21 protein-coding genes are annotated in these 22,938 nt (G+C 68.8%); 13 read left to right on the top strand and 8 right to left on the bottom strand.

The window, feature by feature from the left end:
- Positions 1 to 6: 6 nt before the first annotated feature.
- The 4 genes from ACFOGJ_RS14905 to ACFOGJ_RS14890 all read right to left on the bottom strand — a co-directional run bounded on the left by ACFOGJ_RS14905 (position 7) and on the right by ACFOGJ_RS14890 (position 3,929).
- A complete protein-coding gene (locus ACFOGJ_RS14905) occupies positions 7 to 945 on the bottom strand; it encodes a GNAT family N-acetyltransferase (protein WP_379901729.1) in 939 nt (312 codons plus the stop codon).
- The gene (locus ACFOGJ_RS14900; RefSeq protein WP_379901727.1) at positions 932 to 1,978 is read right to left on the bottom strand and encodes an NAD-dependent epimerase/dehydratase family protein; all 1,047 of its coding nucleotides are present in this window, start codon (positions 1,976 to 1,978) and stop codon (positions 932 to 934) included. Before ACFOGJ_RS14900 ends, ACFOGJ_RS14905 begins: the two co-directional genes overlap by 14 nt.
- Before the next feature lie 99 nt (positions 1,979 to 2,077).
- A complete protein-coding gene (locus ACFOGJ_RS14895; protein ID WP_379901725.1) occupies positions 2,078 to 2,914 on the bottom strand; it encodes an ABC transporter permease in 837 nt (278 codons plus the stop codon).
- Positions 2,915 to 3,110: 196 nt separating this feature from the next.
- Positions 3,111 to 3,929, bottom strand: a complete 819-nt coding sequence (locus ACFOGJ_RS14890; RefSeq protein ID WP_379901723.1) for a TetR/AcrR family transcriptional regulator — start codon at positions 3,927 to 3,929, stop codon at positions 3,111 to 3,113.
- A 172-nt stretch (positions 3,930 to 4,101) separates the two neighbouring features.
- Between ACFOGJ_RS14890 and ACFOGJ_RS14885 the strand changes: the two genes are divergently transcribed.
- The 7 genes from ACFOGJ_RS14885 to ACFOGJ_RS14855 all read left to right on the top strand — a co-directional run bounded on the left by ACFOGJ_RS14885 (position 4,102) and on the right by ACFOGJ_RS14855 (position 12,574).
- Positions 4,102 to 5,106, top strand: a complete 1,005-nt coding sequence (locus tag ACFOGJ_RS14885; protein ID WP_379901721.1) for an ABC transporter substrate-binding protein — start codon at positions 4,102 to 4,104, stop codon at positions 5,104 to 5,106.
- A gap of 256 nt (positions 5,107 to 5,362) precedes the next feature.
- Positions 5,363 to 7,315 carry an AMP-binding protein gene (locus tag ACFOGJ_RS14880; RefSeq protein ID WP_379901719.1) on the top strand — a complete coding sequence of 651 codons (1,953 nt, stop codon included), beginning with the start codon at positions 5,363 to 5,365 and terminating at the stop codon, positions 7,313 to 7,315.
- Positions 7,312 to 8,208, top strand: coding sequence for an ABC transporter ATP-binding protein (locus ACFOGJ_RS14875; protein WP_379901717.1), 897 nt, complete (start codon positions 7,312 to 7,314; stop codon positions 8,206 to 8,208). Before ACFOGJ_RS14880 ends, ACFOGJ_RS14875 begins: the two co-directional genes overlap by 4 nt.
- A 16-nt stretch (positions 8,209 to 8,224) precedes the next feature.
- Entirely contained in the window at positions 8,225 to 9,175 is a 951-nt protein-coding gene (locus ACFOGJ_RS14870) for a branched-chain amino acid ABC transporter permease (protein ID WP_379901715.1), read from the top strand.
- Between the two features lie 24 nt (positions 9,176 to 9,199).
- Complete coding sequence (locus ACFOGJ_RS14865) at positions 9,200 to 10,276, top strand: branched-chain amino acid ABC transporter permease (RefSeq protein ID WP_379901713.1); 1,077 nt, start codon at positions 9,200 to 9,202, stop codon at positions 10,274 to 10,276.
- Between the two features lie 70 nt (positions 10,277 to 10,346).
- Positions 10,347 to 11,651: an ABC transporter substrate-binding protein gene (locus tag ACFOGJ_RS14860; RefSeq protein WP_379901711.1), complete on the top strand. Its 1,305-nt coding sequence runs from the start codon at positions 10,347 to 10,349 to the stop codon at positions 11,649 to 11,651.
- A gap of 71 nt (positions 11,652 to 11,722) precedes the next feature.
- Positions 11,723 to 12,574 carry an ABC transporter ATP-binding protein gene (locus ACFOGJ_RS14855; RefSeq protein ID WP_379901709.1) on the top strand — a complete coding sequence of 284 codons (852 nt, stop codon included), beginning with the start codon at positions 11,723 to 11,725 and terminating at the stop codon, positions 12,572 to 12,574.
- Positions 12,575 to 12,621: 47 nt separating this feature from the next.
- On the opposite strand, the gene ACFOGJ_RS14850 is transcribed toward ACFOGJ_RS14855, so the two are convergent.
- On the bottom strand, positions 12,622 to 13,680 hold the full coding sequence (locus tag ACFOGJ_RS14850; RefSeq protein WP_379901707.1) for a 4Fe-4S dicluster domain-containing protein: 1,059 nt from the start codon (positions 13,678 to 13,680) through the stop codon (positions 12,622 to 12,624).
- Positions 13,681 to 13,766: 86 nt separating this feature from the next.
- On the bottom strand, positions 13,767 to 14,750 hold the full coding sequence (locus ACFOGJ_RS14845) for a LysR substrate-binding domain-containing protein (RefSeq protein WP_379901706.1): 984 nt from the start codon (positions 14,748 to 14,750) through the stop codon (positions 13,767 to 13,769).
- Between the two features lie 107 nt (positions 14,751 to 14,857).
- Here ACFOGJ_RS14845 and ACFOGJ_RS14840 point away from each other — a divergent pair, with 107 nt between their 5' ends.
- Positions 14,858 to 15,283 carry a nuclear transport factor 2 family protein gene (locus ACFOGJ_RS14840; RefSeq protein WP_379901704.1) on the top strand — a complete coding sequence of 142 codons (426 nt, stop codon included), beginning with the start codon at positions 14,858 to 14,860 and terminating at the stop codon, positions 15,281 to 15,283.
- Between the two features lie 102 nt (positions 15,284 to 15,385).
- On the opposite strand, the gene ACFOGJ_RS14835 is transcribed toward ACFOGJ_RS14840, so the two are convergent.
- On the bottom strand, positions 15,386 to 15,823 hold the full coding sequence (locus ACFOGJ_RS14835) for a hypothetical protein (RefSeq protein WP_379901702.1): 438 nt from the start codon (positions 15,821 to 15,823) through the stop codon (positions 15,386 to 15,388).
- Positions 15,824 to 15,926: 103 nt separating this feature from the next.
- The gene (locus tag ACFOGJ_RS14830) at positions 15,927 to 17,219 is read right to left on the bottom strand and encodes a sensor histidine kinase (protein ID WP_379901700.1); all 1,293 of its coding nucleotides are present in this window, start codon (positions 17,217 to 17,219) and stop codon (positions 15,927 to 15,929) included.
- Positions 17,220 to 17,622: 403 nt separating this feature from the next.
- Between ACFOGJ_RS14830 and metA the strand changes: the two genes are divergently transcribed.
- From metA to ACFOGJ_RS14805, 5 genes are all read left to right on the top strand, one after another.
- Entirely contained in the window at positions 17,623 to 18,543 is a 921-nt protein-coding gene (gene metA, locus ACFOGJ_RS14825; protein ID WP_379901698.1) for a homoserine O-acetyltransferase MetA, read from the top strand.
- A gap of 213 nt (positions 18,544 to 18,756) precedes the next feature.
- Positions 18,757 to 19,995, top strand: coding sequence for an ABC transporter substrate-binding protein (locus ACFOGJ_RS14820; RefSeq protein WP_379901697.1), 1,239 nt, complete (start codon positions 18,757 to 18,759; stop codon positions 19,993 to 19,995).
- Positions 19,996 to 20,153: 158 nt separating this feature from the next.
- Positions 20,154 to 21,488 (top strand): aromatic ring-hydroxylating oxygenase subunit alpha, encoded by a 1,335-nt coding sequence (locus tag ACFOGJ_RS14815; protein WP_379901695.1) that lies wholly within the window; start codon positions 20,154 to 20,156, stop codon positions 21,486 to 21,488.
- Positions 21,488 to 21,973: an aromatic-ring-hydroxylating dioxygenase subunit beta gene (locus ACFOGJ_RS14810; RefSeq protein WP_379901693.1), complete on the top strand. Its 486-nt coding sequence runs from the start codon at positions 21,488 to 21,490 to the stop codon at positions 21,971 to 21,973. The genes ACFOGJ_RS14815 and ACFOGJ_RS14810 overlap by 1 nt, the downstream gene beginning before the upstream one ends.
- 10 nt (positions 21,974 to 21,983) lie before the next feature.
- Positions 21,984 to 22,883 (top strand): VOC family protein, encoded by a 900-nt coding sequence (locus ACFOGJ_RS14805; RefSeq protein WP_379901691.1) that lies wholly within the window; start codon positions 21,984 to 21,986, stop codon positions 22,881 to 22,883.
- Positions 22,884 to 22,938 lie beyond the last annotated feature (55 nt).

Genomic DNA, 22,938 nt, shown 5'->3' with positions numbered 1-22,938 from the left:
CAATCCTCAACCATATTCGGGGCCGGCGATCACCATCGACCGGCCGCCCCTGTCCGTCGCCTGTTCGCCGAAGCGCGGCATCGCGCCCAAGGCCATCCGCAGGAAGCCGCGCTGCCGGGTGAAGCCGCGCGCCTGCAGCTGTGCGACCAGCCGGGCGCGGACATCCAGCACGTCCAGGAAAACCGGCCCCTGGGCCGTCGCCAGGGCCGCATCCAGCAGCGCGATCGCACGATCCTCGTCCGCGGCCAGCAGCGGCCCGACCTGGGCGGCAGTGCGGCCCCTGCGGACGATCGCGAAACCGGCCATGTCGCTGCCCTCCCCGGCGACGAAGCCATGGCTGCCGGGCCGGTCCAGGAAGGCGTCGATCAGCGCCCGCCGGTCGGCACCGAAGGCCTCGCGGTCCATGGTCGCCATGGCGGGCCGGTCCGCCGCCACCGCCTGCCGGATGCCGTCGCCGCCGGCCGCGACCGCGCCATCCCCGGAACCGGAACCGTGGCCCTGCCAGCGGCTGATCCGGATGCCGGGGCCGAAGCCCAGCGGCCGGTAGACCTGCTCCCCCGCCTCGGTCGCATCCAGGATCGGTACCAGGCCGCGCCCCTGCAGCCAGGCGATGCGGTCCTTCAGGAGGTGGGTGGCCAGGCCCCGGCGTCGCATCGCGGCGGCGACCAGCACCATGGAGATCCAGCCGAACGGCGCCGCTTCCGGCCGCGCCCCTTCGGCATAGGGCAGGGCCAGGGCCGTCGCGGCGAGGCCGCCGGCTTCGTCCACCAGGCCGATCGCCGCGCCGGTGCGCTGCATCAGCGCCCAATCGTCGGCGACCTGGTTCCAGCCGGCCTCCGCCACCAGGGCGGTGGCGGCCTGGAACTGGCCAGGCTCCAGCGCCGCCTGCCGCAGGCCGGCGGCCGCCAGGATCTCCGCCGGCGTGCCGCCGTCAGTAGCGGCCATCCCGCACCTCGAACTTGGTCGGCTTGTTGTGGGTGGTGCCGCCGCCGGCGACCCAGGCGGCGGTCCAGTCGATCAGCTGTTTCAGCGCCACGTCCGGATAGCCGAACAGGCGGTTCGCTTCCGCCGTATTGGTCAGCCAGCCGCGCTCCGCCTCGCTGCCGGTGATCTCCACCGGCACGTCCAGCCGCCGGGCGAATTCCTCCGCCAGCCAGCGCACGGAGATCGTCTCCGGCCCCGACACGTTGATCGGGCTGGTCGGTGCCGTGGCATGGGCGAGGCAGCGCAGCGCGAGCGCATTGGCATCGCCCTGCCAGATCACGTTCACATGCCCCATGGTCACGTCGACGGGGCGGCGGTCGCGCACCTTCTCGGCCACGTCCAGCAGCACGCCGTAGCGCATGTCGATGGCATAGTTCAGCCGGAACAACCGCCCCGGCGTGCCGTGAACCTGCGAGAAATGCTCGAACATGCGCTCGCGGCCGACGCAGGACTGGGCATATTCGCCGGGCGGGTCGGGGGCCAGGTCCTCCGTCGCGCCGCCGGAATTCACCGGCACGAAGGGATAGACGCAGCCGGTGGAGAAGGCGACGATCCGGCTCTCCCGGAAGGCCTCCGCCACCAGGGCCGGCAGATGCGCGTTCATCGCCCAGGTCAGCGCCTGCTGGCCGGAGGAACCGAACTTGCGCCCGGCCAGGAACAGCACGTTCTTCGCCTTCGGCAGCCCCTCGATCGCGGCACGGTCCAGCAGGTCGGCGGTCAGGCATTCGATGCCGTCGGCTTCCAGCCCCTCCCGCACGCCGGCCTCGGAGAAGCGGGCGACGGCATAGATCCGCCGGCCGGGGCAGGCGCGGCGCGCCATGCGGGCCAGGGAGGGGCCGATCTTGCCGCCGGCGCCCAGCAGGATGATGTCGCCGTCCAGCGCAGATAGATCCCGGATCACCGCCGGGCTGGGCCGCGACAGCAGTTCCTCCAGCGCGTCGACATCCGCAATGCGTTCCGGCAGCGGCCCCGCCGGCGCGGACTGATCGTTCATTCCTGCTTCCTCCCAAACTTCGACCTGCCCGCGCCGCTGCCGCGCATCCCGGGGGGCCCGGTCCGGGCCGCCGCGTGCCGGAGCTGCCGGACAGGGCACCTACTGGATACGGGCGTCCTGCACCACCAGCAGCCGCTCCAGCAACATGATCGCCAGGTAGAGCAGCACGCCGACGATGGTCAGCAGGATCACCGCCATGAACATCGCCGCGGTGTCGAGCACCGACTGCACCTGGATCATCAGGTAGCCGAGGCCGCTTTCAGAGGCGATGAATTCGCCGACGATGGCGCCTGCCACCGCCAGGATGCTGCCCACCTTCATGCCGGAGAAGATGTAGGGCAACGCATTGGGGAACTGGATCTTGGTGAAGATCTGCCAGCGGGTCGCCTTCAGCGCCCGCGCCAGGTCCAGCATGTCGGGCTCCACCTCCCGCAGGCCGCGCCAGGTGGTCAGCAGCACCGGGAAGAAGGAGATGGTGAAGGCGATGAAGACGTTGGTGTCGATGCCATAGCCGAACCAGACGACGAACAGCGGCCCCAGCGCGACCTTCGGCACCATCGACAGGGTGACGAACAGCGGGAAGATCATCAGGCTGACCCAGCGGAACCAGTAGAAGCCCAGCGCCAGCGCGACGCCGAAGCATACCGCGATCGCATAGCCCAGATAGATCTCGATCACCGTGGCCGCAGTGTTGCGCACCCAGGCATAGCTGCCGCTGCCCAGGGTCGCCAGGGTCTCTTCCGGCGAGGGCAGGATGAAGCGGGGGATGCCGGCATATTCGGCGGCCAGCCACCAGATCAGGATCACGGCCGCATGCGACAGCGCGATCGGCCAGAGCAGGCCGGGCTTGAGCCAGGACGAGCCGCTCACTGCTGCCGTCGCCCCGGTATCGCCCCCAGTCCCGGCCTTCGTCTCGTCGACGCCAGTTGCGCTCATGACCTGTCCGCTCCGGGCCGCCGCCGGCACCCACCGACGGATCAACCAATTGGTTGATAATCGCTCGACAGGCGGCCGTCGGTCAAGCGGGCCGCTGGGACCCCGGCCTCAGCGGCTCACCGCCGCCACCAGGCCGCTTCAGCGGCTCACCGCCGCCAGCGTGCTCTTCAGCGGCTGACCGCCGCCAGCGTGCTCTTCAGCGGCTGACCGCCGCCAGGGCGAAATCCACCACATGGGCGCGGCGGGCCGCGATCGCGCTGCGGCGCGCCAGGTCGCCGTCGAAGATCCGCGACAGGGTGTGGATGTTGGCGAAGTAGAAATAGGCCAGACCGGCGACCGAGATGTAGACCTGCAGCGGATCCAGGCCGGGGCGGAAATCGCCGCTCTGCGCGCCGCGCTCCAGGGTCGCGGCCATCAGGTCGATGATCGGCCGGTTCAGGTCCGCCAGGGTGGCCGAGCCGGCCATGTGGTGGCCGCCATGGGTGTTCTCGTCAGCCAGCAGGGCGACGAAGTCGCGATGCTCGTCCAGATAGTCGAAGGAGAATTCCACCAGCCGCCGCATCGCCTCGCGCGGCGGCAGCTCGCTCAGGTCCAGTTCCTGCTCTCGCTGGCGGATCTCGTGATAGGCCTCTTCGAGGACGGCGACATAGAGGCCGTCCTTGCTGCCGAAGTAATGGTAGACGAGCTGCTTGTTGACCCCGGCCAGGGCCGCGATCTCGTCCACCCGCGCGCCTTCCAGGCCGCCGGCAGCGAACGCCGCCCGGCCCGCCCGCAGCAGGGCGGCACGGGAATCCGCGCGCGGCGCGCTGCGTCCGCGACCGGACCTGGCGCGCGCACCCTTCGCCGCGCGATCGGCGCCACTCTTGCGTTCCGCCGCGGCCTTGCGGTCCGCCGCACCCTTGCCTTCGGTCTGGGGACCGGCGGCGCCCGTCTCCGGACCGGCCGCGCCCCCGGTCGCCACGCCGGCCGGGCCGCGCCGCCGCCGGCGCACCGGCAGCTCCACCGCCTTCGTCATGCTTCAACCAAACAGTTGGGTCTCGTTGACTCGCTCATACCCCCTCCGTACCATCATTTCCGCCCGCAGGCACGGGTGCGATGGCGGTATTCCGGCCTTGCAGACGGAATGCCGGCATGGCCGGCCGGGACCTGCGACAACCTGATGAGGTAGGGTCATGAAAAGCAGGGTCATGAAAAGACTGGGGACCGCTCTGGCCGCCACCGCCATCGGCGCATTCGGCTGGGCGGCCGCGGCGCCGGCCCAGGCCGCGGACGAGATCGACTTCATCCTCAACTGGTTCCCGGGCGCCGACCATGCCCCCTATTTCTACGCCCTCGACCAGGGCTGGTATGAAGATGCCGGGCTGGAGGTCGACATCCAGACCGGCAAGGGCTCCGGCGCCTCCTCCCAGTCGGTGGCCGCCGGGCAGTCCGAACTTGGCGTGGCGGACCTGCCCACGGCGATGATCGCCCGCTCCAAGGGCGGCGACATCAAGGCGCTGATGGCGGTCTATGCCAACTCGCCGCAGGGCTTCTACTGGCGCAAGAGCTCCGGCATCACCGGGCCGAAGGATTTCCCGGGCCGGTCGATCGGCAACCCGCCGGCCGATGCCTCCCGCGTGATGTGGCCGGCCTTCGCCCAGGCCGCCGGCATTCCGGAGGATTCGGTGAAGTTCGTGAACGTGGCACCGCAGGCGAAGCTGCCGACCCTGATGTCGGGCCAGGTCGACATCATCAGCGACTTCTACAACGGCCATGACCTGAAGATCCGCGAACTGGGCGACGATTTCGGCTATGTCGGCTGGCGGGAGCTGGGGGTGAACCCCTACGGCAATTCGATCATCGTCAATGCCGGCTACCTGAAGGAACATCCGGAGGCGGTGGGCAAGTTCGTCGCCGTCACCCAGAAGGCGTTCCGCGCCTGCGCCGACAACCCGGCGCCCTGCATCGACGCCCTGCTGGCCCATGCCAGCGGCCTGGACCGCAAGGCGCAGGAGGACCAGTGGAACCGGGTGATCGAGCTGATGACCACGGACGCCACGAAAAACATCGCGCTGGGCTATCTGGAGCCGGAGCGGCTGAAGGCCGACTACGCCCTGGTCGACACCTATTTCGACCTGGCCGAGCCGTTCGACGTCGAGAGCTTCTATTCCAACGACTATCTGAGCAAGGACATCACGGTCCCCGCGAACTGAATCCTCAGCGCCGGCGACCCGGCGCGCCCTTTTTTCGACAGGGCCGGCGTCCCGTCCGATGCGACGGGACACCGGCCTTTTTCGTGCCGCGAGCGGCCGCGGGCCGCGGCACGGCCGCGGTGCGGCTGGCTTCCGCCACGCGGCGGGGGTAAAAGGAACTGTCACGAGCCGCCGGAACGGGCGGCAAGACCGACCGCAAGGCCCGCACTGACAGAGGCCGGTCGCATGGTTTCGGGTCGCAAGGGAGGCGCCTGGGGTGACAGTCGTTCAACGGGCGGAATCCCTGCCCGAACGGGAGCGCGCGGCATTGCCGGGCGAGCCGGCGGAGCAGAGCCTGCCGGCCCTGCTGCTGCGGAACGCCGAGCGCCATGCGGCGCGGCCCGCCTTCCGCGAGAAACGGTCGGGGATCTGGCGCAGCTGGTCCTGGGCGGAGGCCCGCGACGAGATCGTCGCGCTCGCCCTGGGGCTGCAGGCGCTGGGCCTCGGCCCCGATGCGCGGCTTGCCCTGCTCGGCTGCAACAATCCGCGTCTCTACTGGTCGATGCTGGCGGCACAGATGCTGGGCGCGGTGCCGGTGCCGCTGCATCCCGACAGCACGCCGGCAGAGGCGGAGGCACTTCTGCGGGCGAGCGGCGCCGGCTTCGCCATCGCGGAAGACCAGGAACAGGTCGACAAGCTGCTGGCCATGCGGACCCGGCTGCCGGACCTGCGACAGGTCGTCTTCGTCAGCGCGCGCGGCCTGCGCGACTATGACCGCGACACCCTGCATGCCTTCGACGAAGTGCTGCACGCCGGCCGCTCTGCCGGATCCGGCGCTGCGCTGGTCCGTGCGGCGGCGGAGACGGCACGCACCGCACCCTGCATCCTGTTTCACGACGGCGATGGCGGCGACGGCGAAGCGCCGCGCCCGGTCCTGCTGTCTCATGGAACGGTGATCGCGCGCGCCACCGCCGCTGCCGCGGTCGACCGCCTCGGCCCGCAGGACTCCGTTCTCGGCACATTGCCGCTGTGCTGGATCGGCGACTTCATGGTCTCCGTCGCACAGGCACTGGTCTGCGGTTTCTGCACCGCCTGCGCCGAGGGCGAAGAGACCGCGCCGGCCGACATGCGCGAGCTGGGGCCCAGCTACATGCTGGCGCGACCGCAGGATTTCGACGCGATCCGCGCGAGGGTGGACCTGCGCATCGCCGATGCCGGCCGCCTGCAGCGCTGGCTCCACAGCCGCGCGATGGCGGCCGCAGAGCGGGCGCTTGCCGAGGGCCGGCGCCCGTCCCTGTTCTGGTCGCTGCTGATCCTGGCGCCGCTGCGCGACGCGCTGGGCCTGTCGCGCCTGCGCCATGCCTATGCCGCCGGCGGTGCGCTGACGCCGGAAACACTGCTCTGGTTCCGTGCGCTGGGGGTGAACCTGAAGCAGGCCTATGGCCAGACCGAGGCCGCCCTTTTCCTGGCCCTGCATCGCGACGGCGCGGTCCGGCCCGGCACGGTGGGCGAGGCGCTGCCCGGCGTGGAACTACGGATCGCCGGCGACGGTGCGGTGGAGTACCGCCTGTCCGAGATCGCATCCGAGGCGGCGCAGTCCGCGGAAGACTGGCGGCGCAGCGGCGATGCAGGCCGTTTCGACGCGGGCAGCGGCCAACTGGTCATCCTGGACCGTGCGGCGGATCTGGGCCGCCTCGGCGATGGCGGCCTGTTCGCCCCCGGTGCCGTGGAGAACCGCCTGACGGCCCAGCCGCACATCCTGTACGCCGTCGTCCTCGGCGACGGGCGACCCTTCTGCACCGCTCTGCTGAACATCGACCCCGAGGCTGTCGGCAAGTGGGCCGAACGGGAGGAGATCGTCACGACCTCCTACCAGGAGCTGGCGGGTCATCCCCGCGTGCATGACCTGCTGCGGCAGGAGGTGGAAGCGGTGAACCGCAGCCTGTCGGCCGATGCCGACCTTGCCGGCTGCCGGGTGCGGCGCTTCCTGGTGCTGCACAAGGAACTGGATGCCGACGATGGCGAGCTGACACGCCTCGGCCAGCTGCGCCGCGACGCCATCGCCGCCCGCTACGCCCCGCTGGTGGAAGCGCTGTACGGCGAGGCGCGATCGGTGCACGCGGAGATCGAGGTGAGCTACGAGGACGGCAGCGGCGGCAGCCTCGCGGCCACCCTGGAGATCAGGGACACGGCGGAGGATGCGCCCGCGCCGCACGGGAGGGCCGCATGACCGCCGGTGGCCTGGCCATGCCGTTCCGGTCCGGCGGCGCCGGCGAAGCCGCTGCAGGGACCGCAGCGGGCGCTGACGCTTCGGGCCGGCCGACCGCTGCGGACCGGCGCATCGGCCCGCCGGTGCTGGAAGTGCGCAACATCACCCTGCGCTTCGGCGGGGTGACCGCGATCAGCGATATCAGCTTCGACATCCGCGACGGCGAAGTCCGCGCCATCATCGGACCGAACGGCGCCGGCAAATCGTCGATGCTGAACGTGATCAACGGCTTCTACCACCCGCAGGAGGGCGAGATCGTCTTCCACGGGCAGCTGCGCCGGGCGCTGAAGCCGCACCAGATCGCCCGCCAGGGCATCGCCCGCACCTTCCAGAACATCGCCCTGTTCAAGGGCATGACGGTGCTGGACAACATCATGACCGGGCGGCTGACGAAGATGCACCGCAACCTGTTCTGGCAGGTGCTGTGGAAGGGGCCGGCGGAACGCGAAGAGGTGGCGCATCGCGCCGCGGCCGAGCGGGTGATCGACTTCCTGGAGATCCAGCATATCCGCAAGACCCCGGTCGGCCGCCTGCCCTACGGCCTGCAGAAGCGTGTGGAACTGGGCCGCGCGCTGGCGGCGGAGCCCTCGCTGCTTCTGCTGGACGAGCCGATGGCCGGCATGAATGTGGAGGAGAAGGCCGACATGTGCCGCTTCATCCTCGACGTGAACGCGGAATTCGGCACCACCATCGCGCTGATCGAACATGACATGGGGGTGGTGATGGACATCTCCGACCGGGTCGTCGTGCTCGACTACGGCAAGAAGATCGGCGACGGCACGCCGGACGAGGTGCGCCGCAACCAGGCGGTGATCGACGCCTATCTCGGCGTCGCGCACGACGACGAGAGCTAGGGACGGGAGGCGGGCGATGCTGTTCTTCATCGAGACCGTCATCTCCGGCCTGCTGGCGGGGGTCATGTACGCCCTGGTGGCGCTGGGCTTCGTGCTGATCTTCAAGGCGTCGGAGATCTTCAACTTCGCGCAGGGGGTGATGTGCCTGTTCGCGGCGCTGACCCTGGCCGGCCTGATCCTGGGCTACACCCCGTTCGCGGAGATCCTGCACGTCCTCGGTCTGCCGGCCGCATGGATGCCGGAACTGCCGCTCTGGCTGGCGATCCCGCTGACCATGGCGGTGATGGTCGGCCTCGCGCTCCTGATCGAACGGCTGATCCTCCGCCATCTGGTGAACCAGGAACCGATCATCCTGTTCATGGCCACCATCGGCCTGGCCTATGTGCTGGAAGGGGTGGGCGACCTGATGTGGGGGTCGGACGTGAAGCCGCTCGATATCGGCCTGCCCTCCGGCGCCTCGGACTGGATGCTCGACCGCTTCGACATCTATGTCGAGAAGCTGGAGGTCGCCGCCGCCGTGATCGCGACGGTGCTGGTGATCCTGCTCACCCTGTTCTCGCAGTACACCCGCATCGGGCGCGCGCTGCGGGCCGTCGCGGACGACCATCAGGCGGCCCTGTCCGTCGGCATCAGCCTGCGCACCATCTGGGTGATCGTCTGGTCGATCGCCGGTTTCGTCGCCCTGGTCGCCGGCGTGATGTGGGGCGCGAAATCCGGCGTGCAGTTCTCGCTCTCCCTGATCGCCCTGAAGGCCCTTCCGGTGCTGATCCTGGGCGGCTTCACCTCGATCCCCGGCGCCATCGTCGGCGGGCTGATCATCGGCGTGGGGGAGAAGCTGGCGGAGATCTATCTCGGTCCCTTCATCGGCGGCGCGCTCGAAAACTGGTTCGCCTATGTCGTCGCCCTGCTGTTCCTGCTGGTCCGGCCGCAGGGGCTGTTCGGCGAACGTCTGATCGAGCGCGTCTGAGCGCGCCGGCAAGGAGGCAGTCCCTTGTTCTACCGCGAGACCGGCGACTTCAAGACCTCCTACGCCGCGGACGGGCAGATCTTCCCGGTCCGCCTGGACCGCTGGGCGTTCTGGTTCGCCCTGGCCTTCGCCTTCCTCGTCGTCCCGTTCCTGATCGACGACTACTGGGAGAAGTCGATCCTGCTGCCGTTCCTGATCTTCAGCCTGGCGGCGATCGGCCTGAACATCCTGACCGGCTATTGCGGCCTCGTCAGCCTGGGCACCGGCGGCTTCATGGCGGTCGGCGCCTATGCGTCCTACAAGCTGATGACCGAGTTCGAATGGCTGAACATCTTCGTCGTCGTGCTGCTGTCCGGCGGCATCACCGCAGGCGTCGGCCTGCTGTTCGGCCTGCCCTCCTTAAGGATCAAGGGGTTCTACCTGGCGGTCGCGACCCTGGCGGCACAGTTCTTCCTGGTCTGGCTCTTCAACAAGGTGCCCTGGTTCTACAACCATTCCGCCACCGGCATGATCACCGTGCCGGAGCGGACGATGTTCGGCATCGCGGTCACCGGTCCGGCCGCGCCGCCCTGGGCGACCTACCTGTTCGCCCTGGCGCTGCTGACCCTGCTGGGCTTCGCGGCGAAGAACATGGTGCGCGGCCGCATCGGCCGCAGCTGGATGGCGATCCGCGACATGGATATCGCCGCCCAGATCATCGGCGTGCCGCCGCTGCAGGCGAAGCTGTCCGCCTTCGCCATCTCGTCCTTCTATATCGGAGTCGCCGGCGCGCTGTACTTCTGCATCTGGTTCGGCGCGGTGGAGCCGACCGAGGCGTTCGGCATCAACCAGAGCTTCCTGGTGCTGTTCATGGTGATCATCGGCGGGCTCGGCTCCATGCTCGGCTCCTTCCTCGGCGCGCTGCTGCTGGTGGTGCTGCCGATCGTGCTGAAGCAGGCGATGGTGGATGCCGCCGGCATGGCGCCGGTGCTCGCCCGGCATTTCGAGATCACGATCGTCGGTGCCCTGATCGTGTTCTTCCTGATCGTCGAGCCGCACGGGCTGGCGCGGCTCTGGGCGATGGCGAAGGAGAAGCTTCGCCACTGGCCGTTCCCCTATTGAGGAGGCGCGACCGCACCGCCAGCCGGAACGACAAAAGGCGAACCAAGAACCGACATCCAGGGAGGATGCAATGAGACAGGCAATGATGGCCGCCGCGACCGCGGCGGCCCTGAGCATCGCGGCGGCACCGCCGCTGGCCGAAGCCGCGGAACTGGTGGTGCCGGCGCTGAGCTACCGCACCGGCCCCTATGCCCCGAACGGCATTCCCTTCGCCGACGGCTATGCGGACTATTTCACCCTGCTGAACGAGCGCGACGGCGGCATCGAGGGCGCGAAGGTCAAGCTGGTGGAGTGCGAGACCGGCTACAACACCCAGCGCGGCGTGGAATGCTACGAGGCGACCAAGGGGCAGGGCGCCCTGGTCTACCAGCCGCTGTCGACGGGCATCACCTATCAGCTGATCCCGAAGGCGACCGAAGACGAGATCCCGATCCACTCGATGGGCTATGGCCGTACCTCGGCGGCCAACGGCAAGGTCTTCCCCGGCGTCTTCAACTTCCCCGGCACCTACTGGGATGCCGCCTCGATCATCGTGAAGCATATCGCCGAGCAGGAGGGCGGCGACCTGAAGGGCAAGAAGATCGCGCTGGTCTACCACAATTCCGCCTACGGCAAGGAGCCGATCCGCACCCTGGAGGAGCTGTCGAAGAAGCACGGCTTCGAACTGATGCTGCTGCCGGTCGACCATCCGGGCCAGGAACAGAAGGCGACCTGGCTGCAGGTCCGTCGCGAGCGTCCCGACTATGTGACGATGTGGGGCTGGGGCGTGATGAACCAGGTGGCGATCAAGGAGGCGGCATCGGTCCGCTTCCCGATGGACAAGTTCATCGGCGTCTGGTGGTCGGCGTCCGAGAACGACGTGATCCCCGCCGGCGAGGAGGCCGACGGCTACAAGGCGGTCGCCTTCCACGGCGTCGGCGACGATTATCCGATCTACGGCGACCTGAAGGCGCATGTCTATGACAAGGGCCAGGCCGCCGGCGACGGCAGCAATCCCGGCACCGTGCTCTACAACCGCGGCATGGTCGCGGCGATGTGGGCCGCCGAGGCGATGCGCAAGGCGATGGAGATCCACGGCACCAACGAGCTGACGCCGGCGATGGTCCGCGACGGCTACGAGGCGCTGGACGTGGACGAGGCGCGGCTGGAGGCGCTCGGCCTGCCCGGCTTCACCGTGCCGGTGAAGGTGAGCTGCGCCAATCACGGCGGCCCCGGCCTGGGCGCTATCCAGCAGTGGGACGCCAAGGCCAAGGAATGGAAGCTGATCACCGACTACATCCCCGCCGACCGCGAGGTGGTCGATCCGCTGATCCAGGAGGATTCCATGGCCTATGCCAAGGAGGCCGGGATCACGCCGCGCGCGTGCAACATGTAGGTCCCCATGGGGCCTTCGGGGGCGCCGCCGGCGGGCGGCGCCCCGCCCGCCCCGCCGATCCGGAACCCGCGATGACCGACACAGCCGCCGCCGCCCCCGATACACCCGCCGCGCAGGCAGCCGCGCCGCTCCTCGCGGTGCGGAATGTCGAGGTGGTCTACAACCATGTCGTCCTTGTGCTGCGCGGCGTCAGCCTGGAGGTGCCGGAAGGCGGCATCACCGCGCTGCTGGGCGGCAACGGGGCCGGCAAGTCCACCACCCTGAAGGCGATCTCCAACCTGCTGGGTTCGGAGCGCGGCGAAGTCACAAAGGGCACGATCGCCTATCGCGGCCTGCCGATCGCCGGGCTCTCGCCCGCCGAGCTGGTCCGGCGGGGCGTGATCCAGGTGATGGAGGGCCGCCACTGCTTCCGCCACCTGACCGTTGAGGAGAACCTGCTGACCGGCGCCTATACCCGCCGCGACGGCAGCCGCAAGGTCGCCGCGGACCTGGAGATGGTCTACGCCTATTTCCCGCGCCTGGCGGAACGCCGCAAGAGCCAGGCGGGCTATACCTCCGGCGGCGAGCAGCAGATGTGCGCGATCGGCCGCGCGCTGATGTCACGGCCGGAGACGATCCTGCTCGACGAGCCCTCGATGGGCCTGGCGCCGCAGCTGGTGGAGGAGATCTTCCAGATCGTGCGGAACCTGAACGAGAAGGAACGGGTGTCGTTCCTGCTGGCGGAGCAGAACACCAACATCGCCCTGAAATATGCCCGCTACGGCTATATCCTGGAGAATGGCCGCGTGGTGATGGAGGGCGCCGCCGCCGCCCTGCGCGAGAATGCCGACGTGAAGGAGTTCTATCTCGGCATGTCGGAACAGGGCCGCCGCTCGTTCCGCGACGTGCGCTCCTATCGGCGGCGCAAGCGCTGGCTGAACTGAGGCGCCTGGGTCAGGCTGCTGCTACCCGGCAGTCCGCGGCCGGCGGATCATTCCGCCGGCGCGCCGTCCGGCAGCCGCGCGCCCGCCTGCTCAGCTCCTGCCCGCTCAGCTCCCGCCCGCTCAGCCCCTGACCGCTCGCGGCGGCGGGCCATCTTCGCCAGCAGGTTCTCCGCGACGCCGGGCCGGGTCCAGGGGCAGACCGCGATGCACAGGCCGCAGGCGGCATTCTCGGCGAAGTAGGGAATGCAGAGGTCGAAGTCGACATACCACTTCTCCACCCCGCGCACGGTCTGCTTCTCCGGCCCGATCGCGCCCGGCGGGCAGGCGTTGGTGCAGACCTGGCAGCCGGTGCAGAAATCGTCCGCGCCGAAGATATCCGGCTGCGTGCAGGCCAGCGGCATGTCCGTGGTCACCCCGGCGAGCCGGAAGCCGGAGCCGTAGGTCCGGTTGATCATCGAGCCGTGCTTGCCCAGCTCGCCCAGGCCGGCATCGATCGCCGGCGGGATCAGCAGCAGGGCATCGGCCTTCGGCCCCGGATAGGCATGGGCGCTGAAGCCCTGCGCGCGGATCCAGTTCGCCAGCGCGAAGGAGCTGCGGGTGCCGCGGGCGTATTGCACGCCGACATCCATCACGCCCTCCGTCTCCTCCGCTGTGCTGGGCAGCTTGCGGATCCTCTCGTAGTCGTGCGCGACCCCGAGCACGATGACGTTGCGCTCCGCGATCTCGTAGCCGTCGACGATGTAGTGATCCTGCATCGGCACGGCACCGAACAGGTCCGCCTCGTGCGACAGTGCGAAGTCGCGCGCGGCATCGGTCCATTCCGCGGCCGGGCGGACGATCTGTCGCGCGGCGATGGGGTCAAGCGGCGGATGCTGGTGCGCTTCCGCGAATACCGCGCGCACCGCCGGGTCCACCCGCACGGATTCGCTCGCCATCTCCCGCACCGCGCCGAAGGGATGCAGTTCCGGCGGATGCCAGAAACTCGGCGAGGCCCGCCGCGGCGCCGTCTCCCCGAGCCCGTTGATGACATTGCCGGAAACCTCCGGCTTGATCGCGAGATAGGCGTCGGAAGGCCTGTAGGCCGTCGTGCCCGAAGTCCGTCCCATTCGTTCCTCCCCTGACCGCGTCCGGCCACTGACCGCGTCCGGCCCCTGACCTCTTCCGGCCCCTGACCTCTTCCGGCTACCGCACGTCACGGCGCCAAGCGAAATGGCGAGCCATGGCGCCGGACCGGTGCGCCGGTTTCTGCGTTCTGGAGCCGATCCTCACCTTCCTGCGCCGCCGCGGCAAGCCAGGCGGCAAAGGCCAGGATGCGGGGATTGCCGGCATGCCGGCCGGGCCAGCGCACCACATGCACCTTGGCCGACAGCATGTCGCGTTCGGGCGGCAGCAGGCGGACCAGGCGGCCGTCGCGCAGTGCGTCCCGCACCAGCATCGACCGCGCCAGGGCCACGCCCGCCCCGCCAAGGGCCGCGGCGATCGCCGGGCCGATCGCCGTGAAGCGCAGCGCCTCCGCCGGGCGGCCGGGCAGGCCGAGCCGGTCGAACCAGGTCTGCCAGTGCCATTCCGCGCCCTGCCCGCCGGGCGCCTGCTTGTGGAGGAGCGGCAGCCGGACCAGCAGGTCCGGGTTCCCGCATGGCCCGATGCCGCGGAGCAGGTCCGGCGCGCAGACCGGGAAGACATGCTCGCGGAACAGCGCCCGCTGGGTCGTACTCGCGCGCGCTTCCGACGCGCCGACCCAGAGGATCCGCAGGTCCAGCCCTGCCATCCGCTCCGGCGCCTCGTTCTCCACCACCGCCAGTTCCACCATCGCGGCCGGGTGCCGGGCGGAGAAGTCCGGCAGGCGCCGCACCAGCCAGTTGTCCGCCAGCGCCGCGCCGACGCCGACCCGGATGCGTTGCGGCGCCTCCGCCTGAAGGCAGCGTCCCCGCAGGTCGGCTGCCCGCGCCAGCAGGTCGCGCACATCCTCCAGCAGGGCGGTGCCGGCGGCCGTGGTTGCAAGCCCGGCATTGCCGCGATGGAACAGCGCCACCTCCATGAACCGTTCGAGCCGTCGGATCCGGTGGCTGACGGCGCTCTGGGTCAGGCCCAGTTCGCCTGCGGCCCGGGTCATCCCGCCCAGGCGAGCGGCGGCCTCGAAGGCGATGAGGGCATCGAAGGGCGGCAGGCGGTCCATGCCCGATCATGAAGGAGATTCATGGCGAGCTGAAGCCGTTGCGTTGGCGGCGCGCGGCGTTTGCGGCGATTCCTGTCCGGCGGGTGACCGACGCAATGGAGGACAGGATGAGCGCGGCCGACAACAAGCGGATCATGCAGGAGATCTTCGGCGCCGGGGACCGTGCCGACCGCCGGCGCCTGTTCCTGGCGCGGCTGGCGGACGAGGTGACGATGGAGGTGACCGGTTCCCATTCCTGGTCGCAGGTCTTCCGCGGCAAGGAACGCGTGCTGGCCGACCTCTACGGCTATCTCCACACCCTTCTGCGCGAGCCGGGACGCACCGACGCCTTCCGCTTCATCGCCGACGGGGACTGGGTCGTGGTCGAGGCAAAGGGCGACATGGTGCGCGCCGACGGCACGCCCTATCGCAACGACTACTGCCTGCTGTACCGCCTGAAGGACGGCAGGATCTTGGAGATGAAGGAGTACCAGGACTCGCTGCTGTGCGAGCGGGTCCTCGGCCCCTACCCGCAGGACCGGAAGCGGCCGTGAGCCTTCCGCCCGTCCAACTGCCCCGGCCAGCAGCCCAAGTCAGCGGCCCCGGTCATCCGCCCCGGTCATCCGGCCCGGTCATCCGGCCCGGTCATCGTGCCGTCATCCGCCGCTGTACACGATGGTCCAGTCATAGCCGCCACCGCCGGTGATCTGCAGCTTCCCGCAGAGCGGCTCGGCTGGGTAGCTGGGCTCGAACGCCTGGGTCGTGGTCAGTTTCATCGAACCGATCGCCGGGTCGTGCAGGGTGAAGGAGCAGCTGGCGCCCCAGCCATATTCGGTATTGCCGTTGACGCTGCCCTGGGAGGTCACCCTCTGCACGATGATCTGCACGTCTGCGGCGAAGTCGTTGAAGATGTCCGAATGGTCGCAGGTGCCGGAGACCTGCGTGCCGGCATTGTTCGCCGTGCAGTCCTTCTGCGGCAGGACGCTTGAGAAGCGGACCCCGTCGCCCTGCAGCGCGATGGTCCAGTCGTCCTCCGCTGAAGCCGGCACGGTGCCGGCAAGGATCAGGCAGGTCGCAAGAATGGCGGTTCGCATCACTCGCTCCGTCGCGGATGGGCTGGGACACTGCACCAGCCCGGCACGGGTGGCACATGCTGGCGGCAGCGATACAGGATCCGTGCCACGGCCGCGGCGGCAGCTAGCCGGGCTTCGACACGCCTGTCGCCGTACCTGGCGGAAAGCGGCCCTCCGCGACCAGGTCCGACGCAGGCGCGCCAAGGACCAGTTCGCCGTCATGCAGGACCATCAGCGCCTGCGCCAGCTGCATCCCCAGCGCCGGGCCGCCGGCGACCTCCGCCGCTGCGCCCGGCCCCGGCCCTACCCGATCCGACAGTCGGACGGCGATCGTCAGCGCGCCGTCCGGCCCGGCGGCGGCAGAGAGTTCCACGCCGCTGCCGCTCGGCGCGCTGCGCACCGCCTGCAGCAGGACATGCATCGCGACATGCGACACCGCCATCCTGTCGAGGCGGGCGGACAGGGCGACCGGCACCTGCACGCGAAGCTCCACGCCGGCCGCCATCGCCGCCTGCAGGGCCAGGCGCCGCCCCAGCTCCAGCACGTCCGCGACCGGCACATCCGCCTTCTGGAGGTCGTACCGGCCGGCCTCGATCCTGGAAATGTCGATCAGGTCGTTGATGATCTCCAGCAGGTGATGCCCGCTGGCCTGGATGTCCTGGGCATAGGTCCGGTAGCGGTCGGAACCGAGATCGCCGAACAGCTGCGCCGCCATCGCCTCGGAGAAGCCGTTGATGGCATTCAGCGGCGTCCGCAGTTCGTGGCTCATATTGGCGACGAACTCCGCCTTCGTCCGCTCGGCCGCACGCGCCTCTTCCGCCAGGCGGCTGGTCTCTATCGCATTGGCCCAGTTGGTGAAGAAGACCTGGTGCAGCCGCTGGACCGTGACCGTCATGAAGACGAACAGGTTGAAGATCAGCAGTGCCAGCAGCCAGGGGGTTTCCGGTATCCGCGCGAGGACGATGGCGATCGTCGGCACGAAGGTGATCGCGAAGTAGATCGCCGCCGCCAGCGGCACCAGGGACAGGAGGACGGCCCCGCCGACGCCGGTGCCGCAGACCACGATCACGACGGCCAGCACCTCCGCCTCGTCGGCCTGCGGTATCGCCACCACCGGCAGCACCGCCCAGTAGAGGCTTCCCAAGGCCGCAGCCAGGCAGACCCGCAGGTCCAGGTTCCGCGGCGCCCGTGCGGGTCGCGGGCGATGGCGGTTGCGCCACCATGCGCGCAGCTGCAGGCCGCAGAAGGCAAGCCCGACAAGCACCCAGCCGGCCAGGAAATGCGCCGTCTCCGGCCGCCACAGGACGGAGGCCAGCAGCAGCGGGTTGATGATGCCGATGATGGCCGCGACAAGCTGGTTCCGGTTCAGCTGCAGCAGCTTCTCGACCTCCACCGCATTCCTGAGGCCGGCGGACATGGCCGGAACTGCTGCGGTCCGGCCGGGCGCGGTGCGGGCAAGGAGCATCGCCCGGGAAACAGCCGGGCGGCGGAACAGACGGGAAAGGGCAGGCTGCCGGATGATCTGCATGGCCGCTGTGACCGCTCGCTGCTGACTCGGTAAGAAGCGCGACCGCCGCCCTGCCGGAAAGAAGCGGCATGGTGGCCGTGCACAGGTTGCCGATCCGTGAAGATCCAGATACCACCGCGCCCGGGGCCGGCCACCGGATCCTGCCCTGAACCTGACCGCGGATCGGCCAGGAACACACAGCATATTTGCAGATGGTCAATCCGTCCCGGTTCTGGTGTAACGTCTGGCCCCGGCGAGGAAGCCGGACGCGAAGACGAAGCCGGCGCGCAGCCGGCCGAACGAGAAGTAAAGAATGCCCATCAAGATCCCCGACGACCTGCCTGCCCGCGCGACCCTCGATGCGGAGGGGGTGATGGTCATGGGCGAGGCGGACGCGGTGCGCCAGGACATCCGCCCGATGCGCATCGCGCTCCTGAACCTGATGCCCAACAAGATCCGCACCGAGACCCAGTTCGCGCGCCTGCTGGGCGCAACCCCGCTGCAGGTCGAACTGACCCTGGTGAAGATGACCCACCATGTGCCCCGCAATACGCCGGGCGAGCACATCATCACCTTCTACCGCGACTGGGAGGAGATCCGCGACGAGCGCTTCGACGGCTTCATCGTCACCGGGGCGCCGGTGGAGACCCTGCCTTTCGAGCAGGTCACCTACTGGGACGAGCTGCGCCGCATCTTCGACTGGACGCAGGATCATGTGCATGCCTGCCTGAACATCTGCTGGGGCGCTCAGGCCGCGGTGCACCACTTCCACGGCGTGCCGAAATACCTGCTGGCAGAGAAGGCATTCGGCGTCTACCGCCACCGCAACCTGGCGCCCGCCTCGCCCTATCTGCGCGGCTTCTCCGACGATTTCTCGATCCCGGTGTCGCGCTGGACCGAGGTCCGCCGCGCCGACATCCCCGCCGACAGCGGCATGACCGTGCTGATGGAGTCCGACGAGGCGGGGCTTTGCCTGCTGCACGATCCGGCGCATCGCTCGCTGCACATGTTCAACCATATCGAGTACGACACCTTTTCGCTGGCGGACGAATATGCCCGCGACCGCGATACGGGCAAGCCGGTCCAGGTCCCGCGCAACTATTTCCCCGCCGAGGATCCCGCCCGGCCGCCAGAGAACCGCTGGCGCAGCCATGCGCACCTGCTGTTCGGCAACTGGATCAACGAGATCTACCAGTCGACGCCGTTCGACATCGAAGGGATCGGCCGGCGCTGAGCCCTGCCGCCAGGCGCCGTCCGAAGCGCCGCCTTCCCGCCGGCCCGGACGGCCGCCGCGCATGGCCCAATGGTCTTACCGATTTACAAACAGTCAGAACTGTTTTTTTATGGTGTGGCTGGCGCCCCGCACAGAGCAGCCGGCGGCCGGCAGTGGCGCCTACGGCAACTGGGGCACACAAAGAAACCCGGAACGGACCCGAGGGAGGAAACTATGCGGACCGGATTCACGGCAGGACTTCTTGGGGGTGCGCTGTCCGCCGCCCTCGCACTCTCGGCCGGCATGGCCGCGGCGGAACCCAAATACGACCAGGGCGCCAGCGACACCGAGATCAAGGTCGGCCAGAGCGTCGCGCTCAGCGGCCCGGCCTCGGTGTTCGGCACCTACAGCCATGCCTGGAAGGCCTATTTCGAGCGGCTGAACGACCAGGGCGGCATCAACGGCCGCAAGGTCAACCTGATCCTGCTGGACAATGCCTACAGCCCGCCGAAGGCGATCGAGGCGACCCGCAAGATGGTCGAGGAGGACGGCATCCTGGCCGAGGTCGGCACGGTCGGCACCGTGCCCAACGTCGCCACCCAGAAATACCTGAACGGCAAGGGCGTGCCGCAGCTGCTGATCTCCGCCGGCGGCAGCCGCTTCAACGACCCGGAGAACTACCCCTGGACGATGTCCTTCTATCCGCCGTTCGAGATGGAGGGCGCGATCTACGGCGCGCACGTCCTGCAGACCAACCCGGACGCCAAGATCGCCGTGCTGTACCAGCATGACGATTACGGCAAGGATTACGTGAAGGGGCTGCGCGCTGCGCTGGGCGACAAGGCCGACGAGATGATCGTGGCGGAAGCGAGCTACCAGCTTACCGACCCGACCGTGTTCTCGCAGATCACATCGCTGAAACAGTCCGGCGCCGACACCTTCATGCAGTTCACCACGCCGAAGTTCGCCGCGCAGGCGATCCAGCGCCTGGACGAGATCGGCTGGCACCCGGTGCACTATGTCGCGAGCCCCTCGACCTCGATCAAGGCGGTGCTGGAGCCGGCCGGCCTGGACAAGTCCAAGGACATGATGACCGCGACCTTCGTGAAGGAGCCGAGCGACCCGCGCTGGGCCGGCGACGCCGACATGAAGGAATACATGGCGCTGATGAAGGAATATCTGCCGAACGAGAATCCCGGCAATTCGCTGGCGGTCTCCGGCTACATCAACGCGGCGATGTTCGAACATGTGCTGCGCGAGGCCGGCGACAACCTGACCCGGGAGAACCTGATGAAGGTCGCCACCTCGCTGGACGGCGTGCAGGTGCCGATGGTGGTCCCCGGCATCAAGCTGCGCAACGATGCAAAGGACTTCAACGCCTACAAGGAACTGCAGCTGCGCAAGTTCGACGGCACCAGCTGGGTGCCGCAGGGCGAACTGATCAGCGATCCGACCGCCGCGGCGATGCACTGAGGCGCGGACGCGAAACGCCGGGCAGGCGGCAGAAAGACCGCCGCCCGGGACGGCCAACGACAGGGGGGGGTGGCGGATCCGCCCCCTCCGCCAGGAGACGCAGAAAGCCTGCCGACCTGCACCCGATCGCAGGCGGCAATCCGCGGGAGGAGATGACCATGAGCGTGCATCACGAAGAAGGCCGGGGCGAAGACGGCCGTGGCACAGCCGGGCGCATGGTGGTGGAGGACAGGAACCGGATGACCTTCCGCGTCGCCCGGACCAGCTTCACCGACCCCGACGTCCTGGCGGCGGAGCGGGCGAAGATCTTCTCCCGCTGCTGGCTTTATCTGGGCCATATCTCGGAGCTGCCGCAGCCCAACGACTTCGTGACCCGCGATGTCGGCGGCCGGCCGATCATCTTCAACCGCGACGGCAAGGGCGAACTGCACGCCTTCTTCAACACCTGCCCGCATCGCGGCGCACAGGTCTGCCGGGAACGGTCCGGCCGGTCGAAATCCTTCCAGTGCTTCTATCACGGCTGGACCTTCACCCCGGAGGGCAAGCTGCGCAGCTGGCCCGGGCAGGAAGACTATCCGGAAGGCTTCAACGCCGACGGCGATGTCGACCTGCTCGCCGTGCCGCGGTTCGAGGAGTATCGCGGCTTCTGCTTCATCTGCTTCGACCGCGACGTGGTGCCGCTGGAGGAGTATCTGGGCAATGCGCGCGAATATCTGGACGTGATCTGCGACCAGTCCGAGGCGGGCATGACCGTGGTCGGCGGCACGCAGGACTATTCGATCCGCGCGAACTGGAAACTGCTGACCGAGAACAGCATCGACGGCTATCACGCCGCGACCACCCATGCGACCTATTTCGCCTATCTGCAGAACACCGCCGGCAGCCTGGTGAAGATGGCGGTCGGCGGCTATGGCCGCGACCTGGGCAACGGCCATGGCGTGGTCGAATATGCCGCCCCCTGGGGCCGCCCGGTGGCGCAGTGGATCCCGGCCTGGGGCGACGACGGCAAGCGCGAGATCGACGCGATCTACGCCAGGCTGGTGGAACGTTTCGGCGAGAAGCGGGCGGAGCGGATCGGCGAGCGGAACCGCAACCTGTTCATCTTCCCGAACCTGATCATCAACGACATCATGGCGATCACGGTGCGGACCTATTATCCGACCGCGCCCGCCCTGATGCAGGTCAATGCCTGGGCGATCGCGCCCAGCGAAGAGAGCCAGTGGGCACGCAAGTACCGCCTGAACAACTTCCTGGAGTTCCTCGGCCCGGGCGGCTTCGCAACGCCGGACGACGTGGAGGCGCTGGAGCAGTGCCAGAAGGGCTTCCAGAACGCCGCCGAGGCGCCCTGGTCCGACATTTCCAAGGGCATGGGCAAGACGGAGTTCCGCACCGACGACGAGGAGCAGATGCGCGCCTTCTGGCGGCGCTGGAACGAATTGCTGTTCCCCGACAGCCCGGCGCAGCGGGTGCACGCGCAGGAGGCGGCCGAGTGATGGGCGAGGTCAACCGGATCGAGGTCGAGGATTTCCTGTTCTACGAGGCGGAACTGCTGGACGACTGGCGGCTGAAGGACTGGCTGGCGCTGTTCACCGACGACGCCCACTACTACGTGCCCGCGACGGACCTGCCGCCGGACGCCTCTCCCGACACCAACCTGTTCTACATCGCCGACGACCGGTTCCGGCTGGGCGAGCGGGTGGAGCGCCTGCTGAAGAAAAGCGCCCACGCGGAATATCCGCGGTCGAAGACGCGGCACCTGGTCTCCAACGTGCGGATCCGCGAACGCAAGGGCGACGAAATGGAGGTCGGCGCGGCCTTCGCCACCTACCGTTCCCGAAACGAGGTGACGGATGTCTATGTCGGATCGATCCGCTACCGCATCGTCGCCAATGGCAGCGGGCTGAAGATCCGCGAGAAGCGCTGCGAGCTGGACATGAACGGCCTGAAGCCGCAGGGCCGCATCAGCATCATCCTCTAGGGGCGGGCGGATGAGCTTCCCCTTCCGCTACCGGCGGCTGGCCTATGCCGCGCTGAACGTCACCGACCTGGACCGGTCGGTGGCGTTCTACCGCGACCTGGTCGGGCTGAACCTCAGCGACCGGGACGAGGATCGTGCCGCCCTGCGCTGCGGCGACGACCATCACAACCTGCTGCTGTACCGGGCCGAGGCGCCGGGACTGAAGCGGCTTGCCTTCGAACTGGAATCCGATGCCGACCTGGCAGCGGCCGAGACGCACCTGAAGTCGCGCGGGATCGCCGTGGAGGCCGTGGCGGCGGACGAGCTGGCGGGCCTGAAGATGGGCCGGGCGATCCGCTTCCGGGAGCCCGTCTCCGGCCTCTGCCTGGAGTTCTTCCGTGGCCTTCAGCACATGGCCATCCCCTATGCCCCGCCGCACGCCAAGATCGAACGGCTGGGACATGTGGTGGTCAGCGTGACGGACCTGGAGGCCGTACACGGCTTCCTGGCCGAGGTGCTGAACTTCAGGACCTCCGACTATGTGCCGGGCATCGTGGCGTTCCTGCGCTGCTTTCCGAATCCGCTGCACCACAGCCTGGCGATCGCCGCGGGGCCGGAGAACCGGCTGCACCATGTCAACTTCATGGTCACCGACATCGACGATGTCGGCCGTGCGATCCACCGCATGCAGGACGCCCAGGTGGAGATCGTGTTCGGCCCCGGCCGCCATCCGCCGTCGGGCAGCATCTTCCTGTACTACCTGGACCCCGACGGTATGACGGTGGAGTACAGCTTCGGCATGGAGGAGTTCCCGGAGGAGGCGCCGCGCGACCCGCGCATGCTGGAACCCGTCCCTGCCTCGCTCGACACCTGGGGTGCAAGGCCGGCACCGAACTTCGCCAAGGTCGGCACCATCGAACCCGCCGCGTAGGGGACGGCCGGAAGGGATGTTGCGCAATTCGCTCGCTCCGCTAGGTATCGGGGTC

Source organism: Marinibaculum pumilum (assembly GCF_042646425.1).
Classification (GTDB): domain Bacteria; phylum Pseudomonadota; class Alphaproteobacteria; order Ferrovibrionales; family Ferrovibrionaceae; genus Marinibaculum; species Marinibaculum pumilum.
This window is presented reverse-complemented; position numbering and strand designations above follow the sequence as displayed.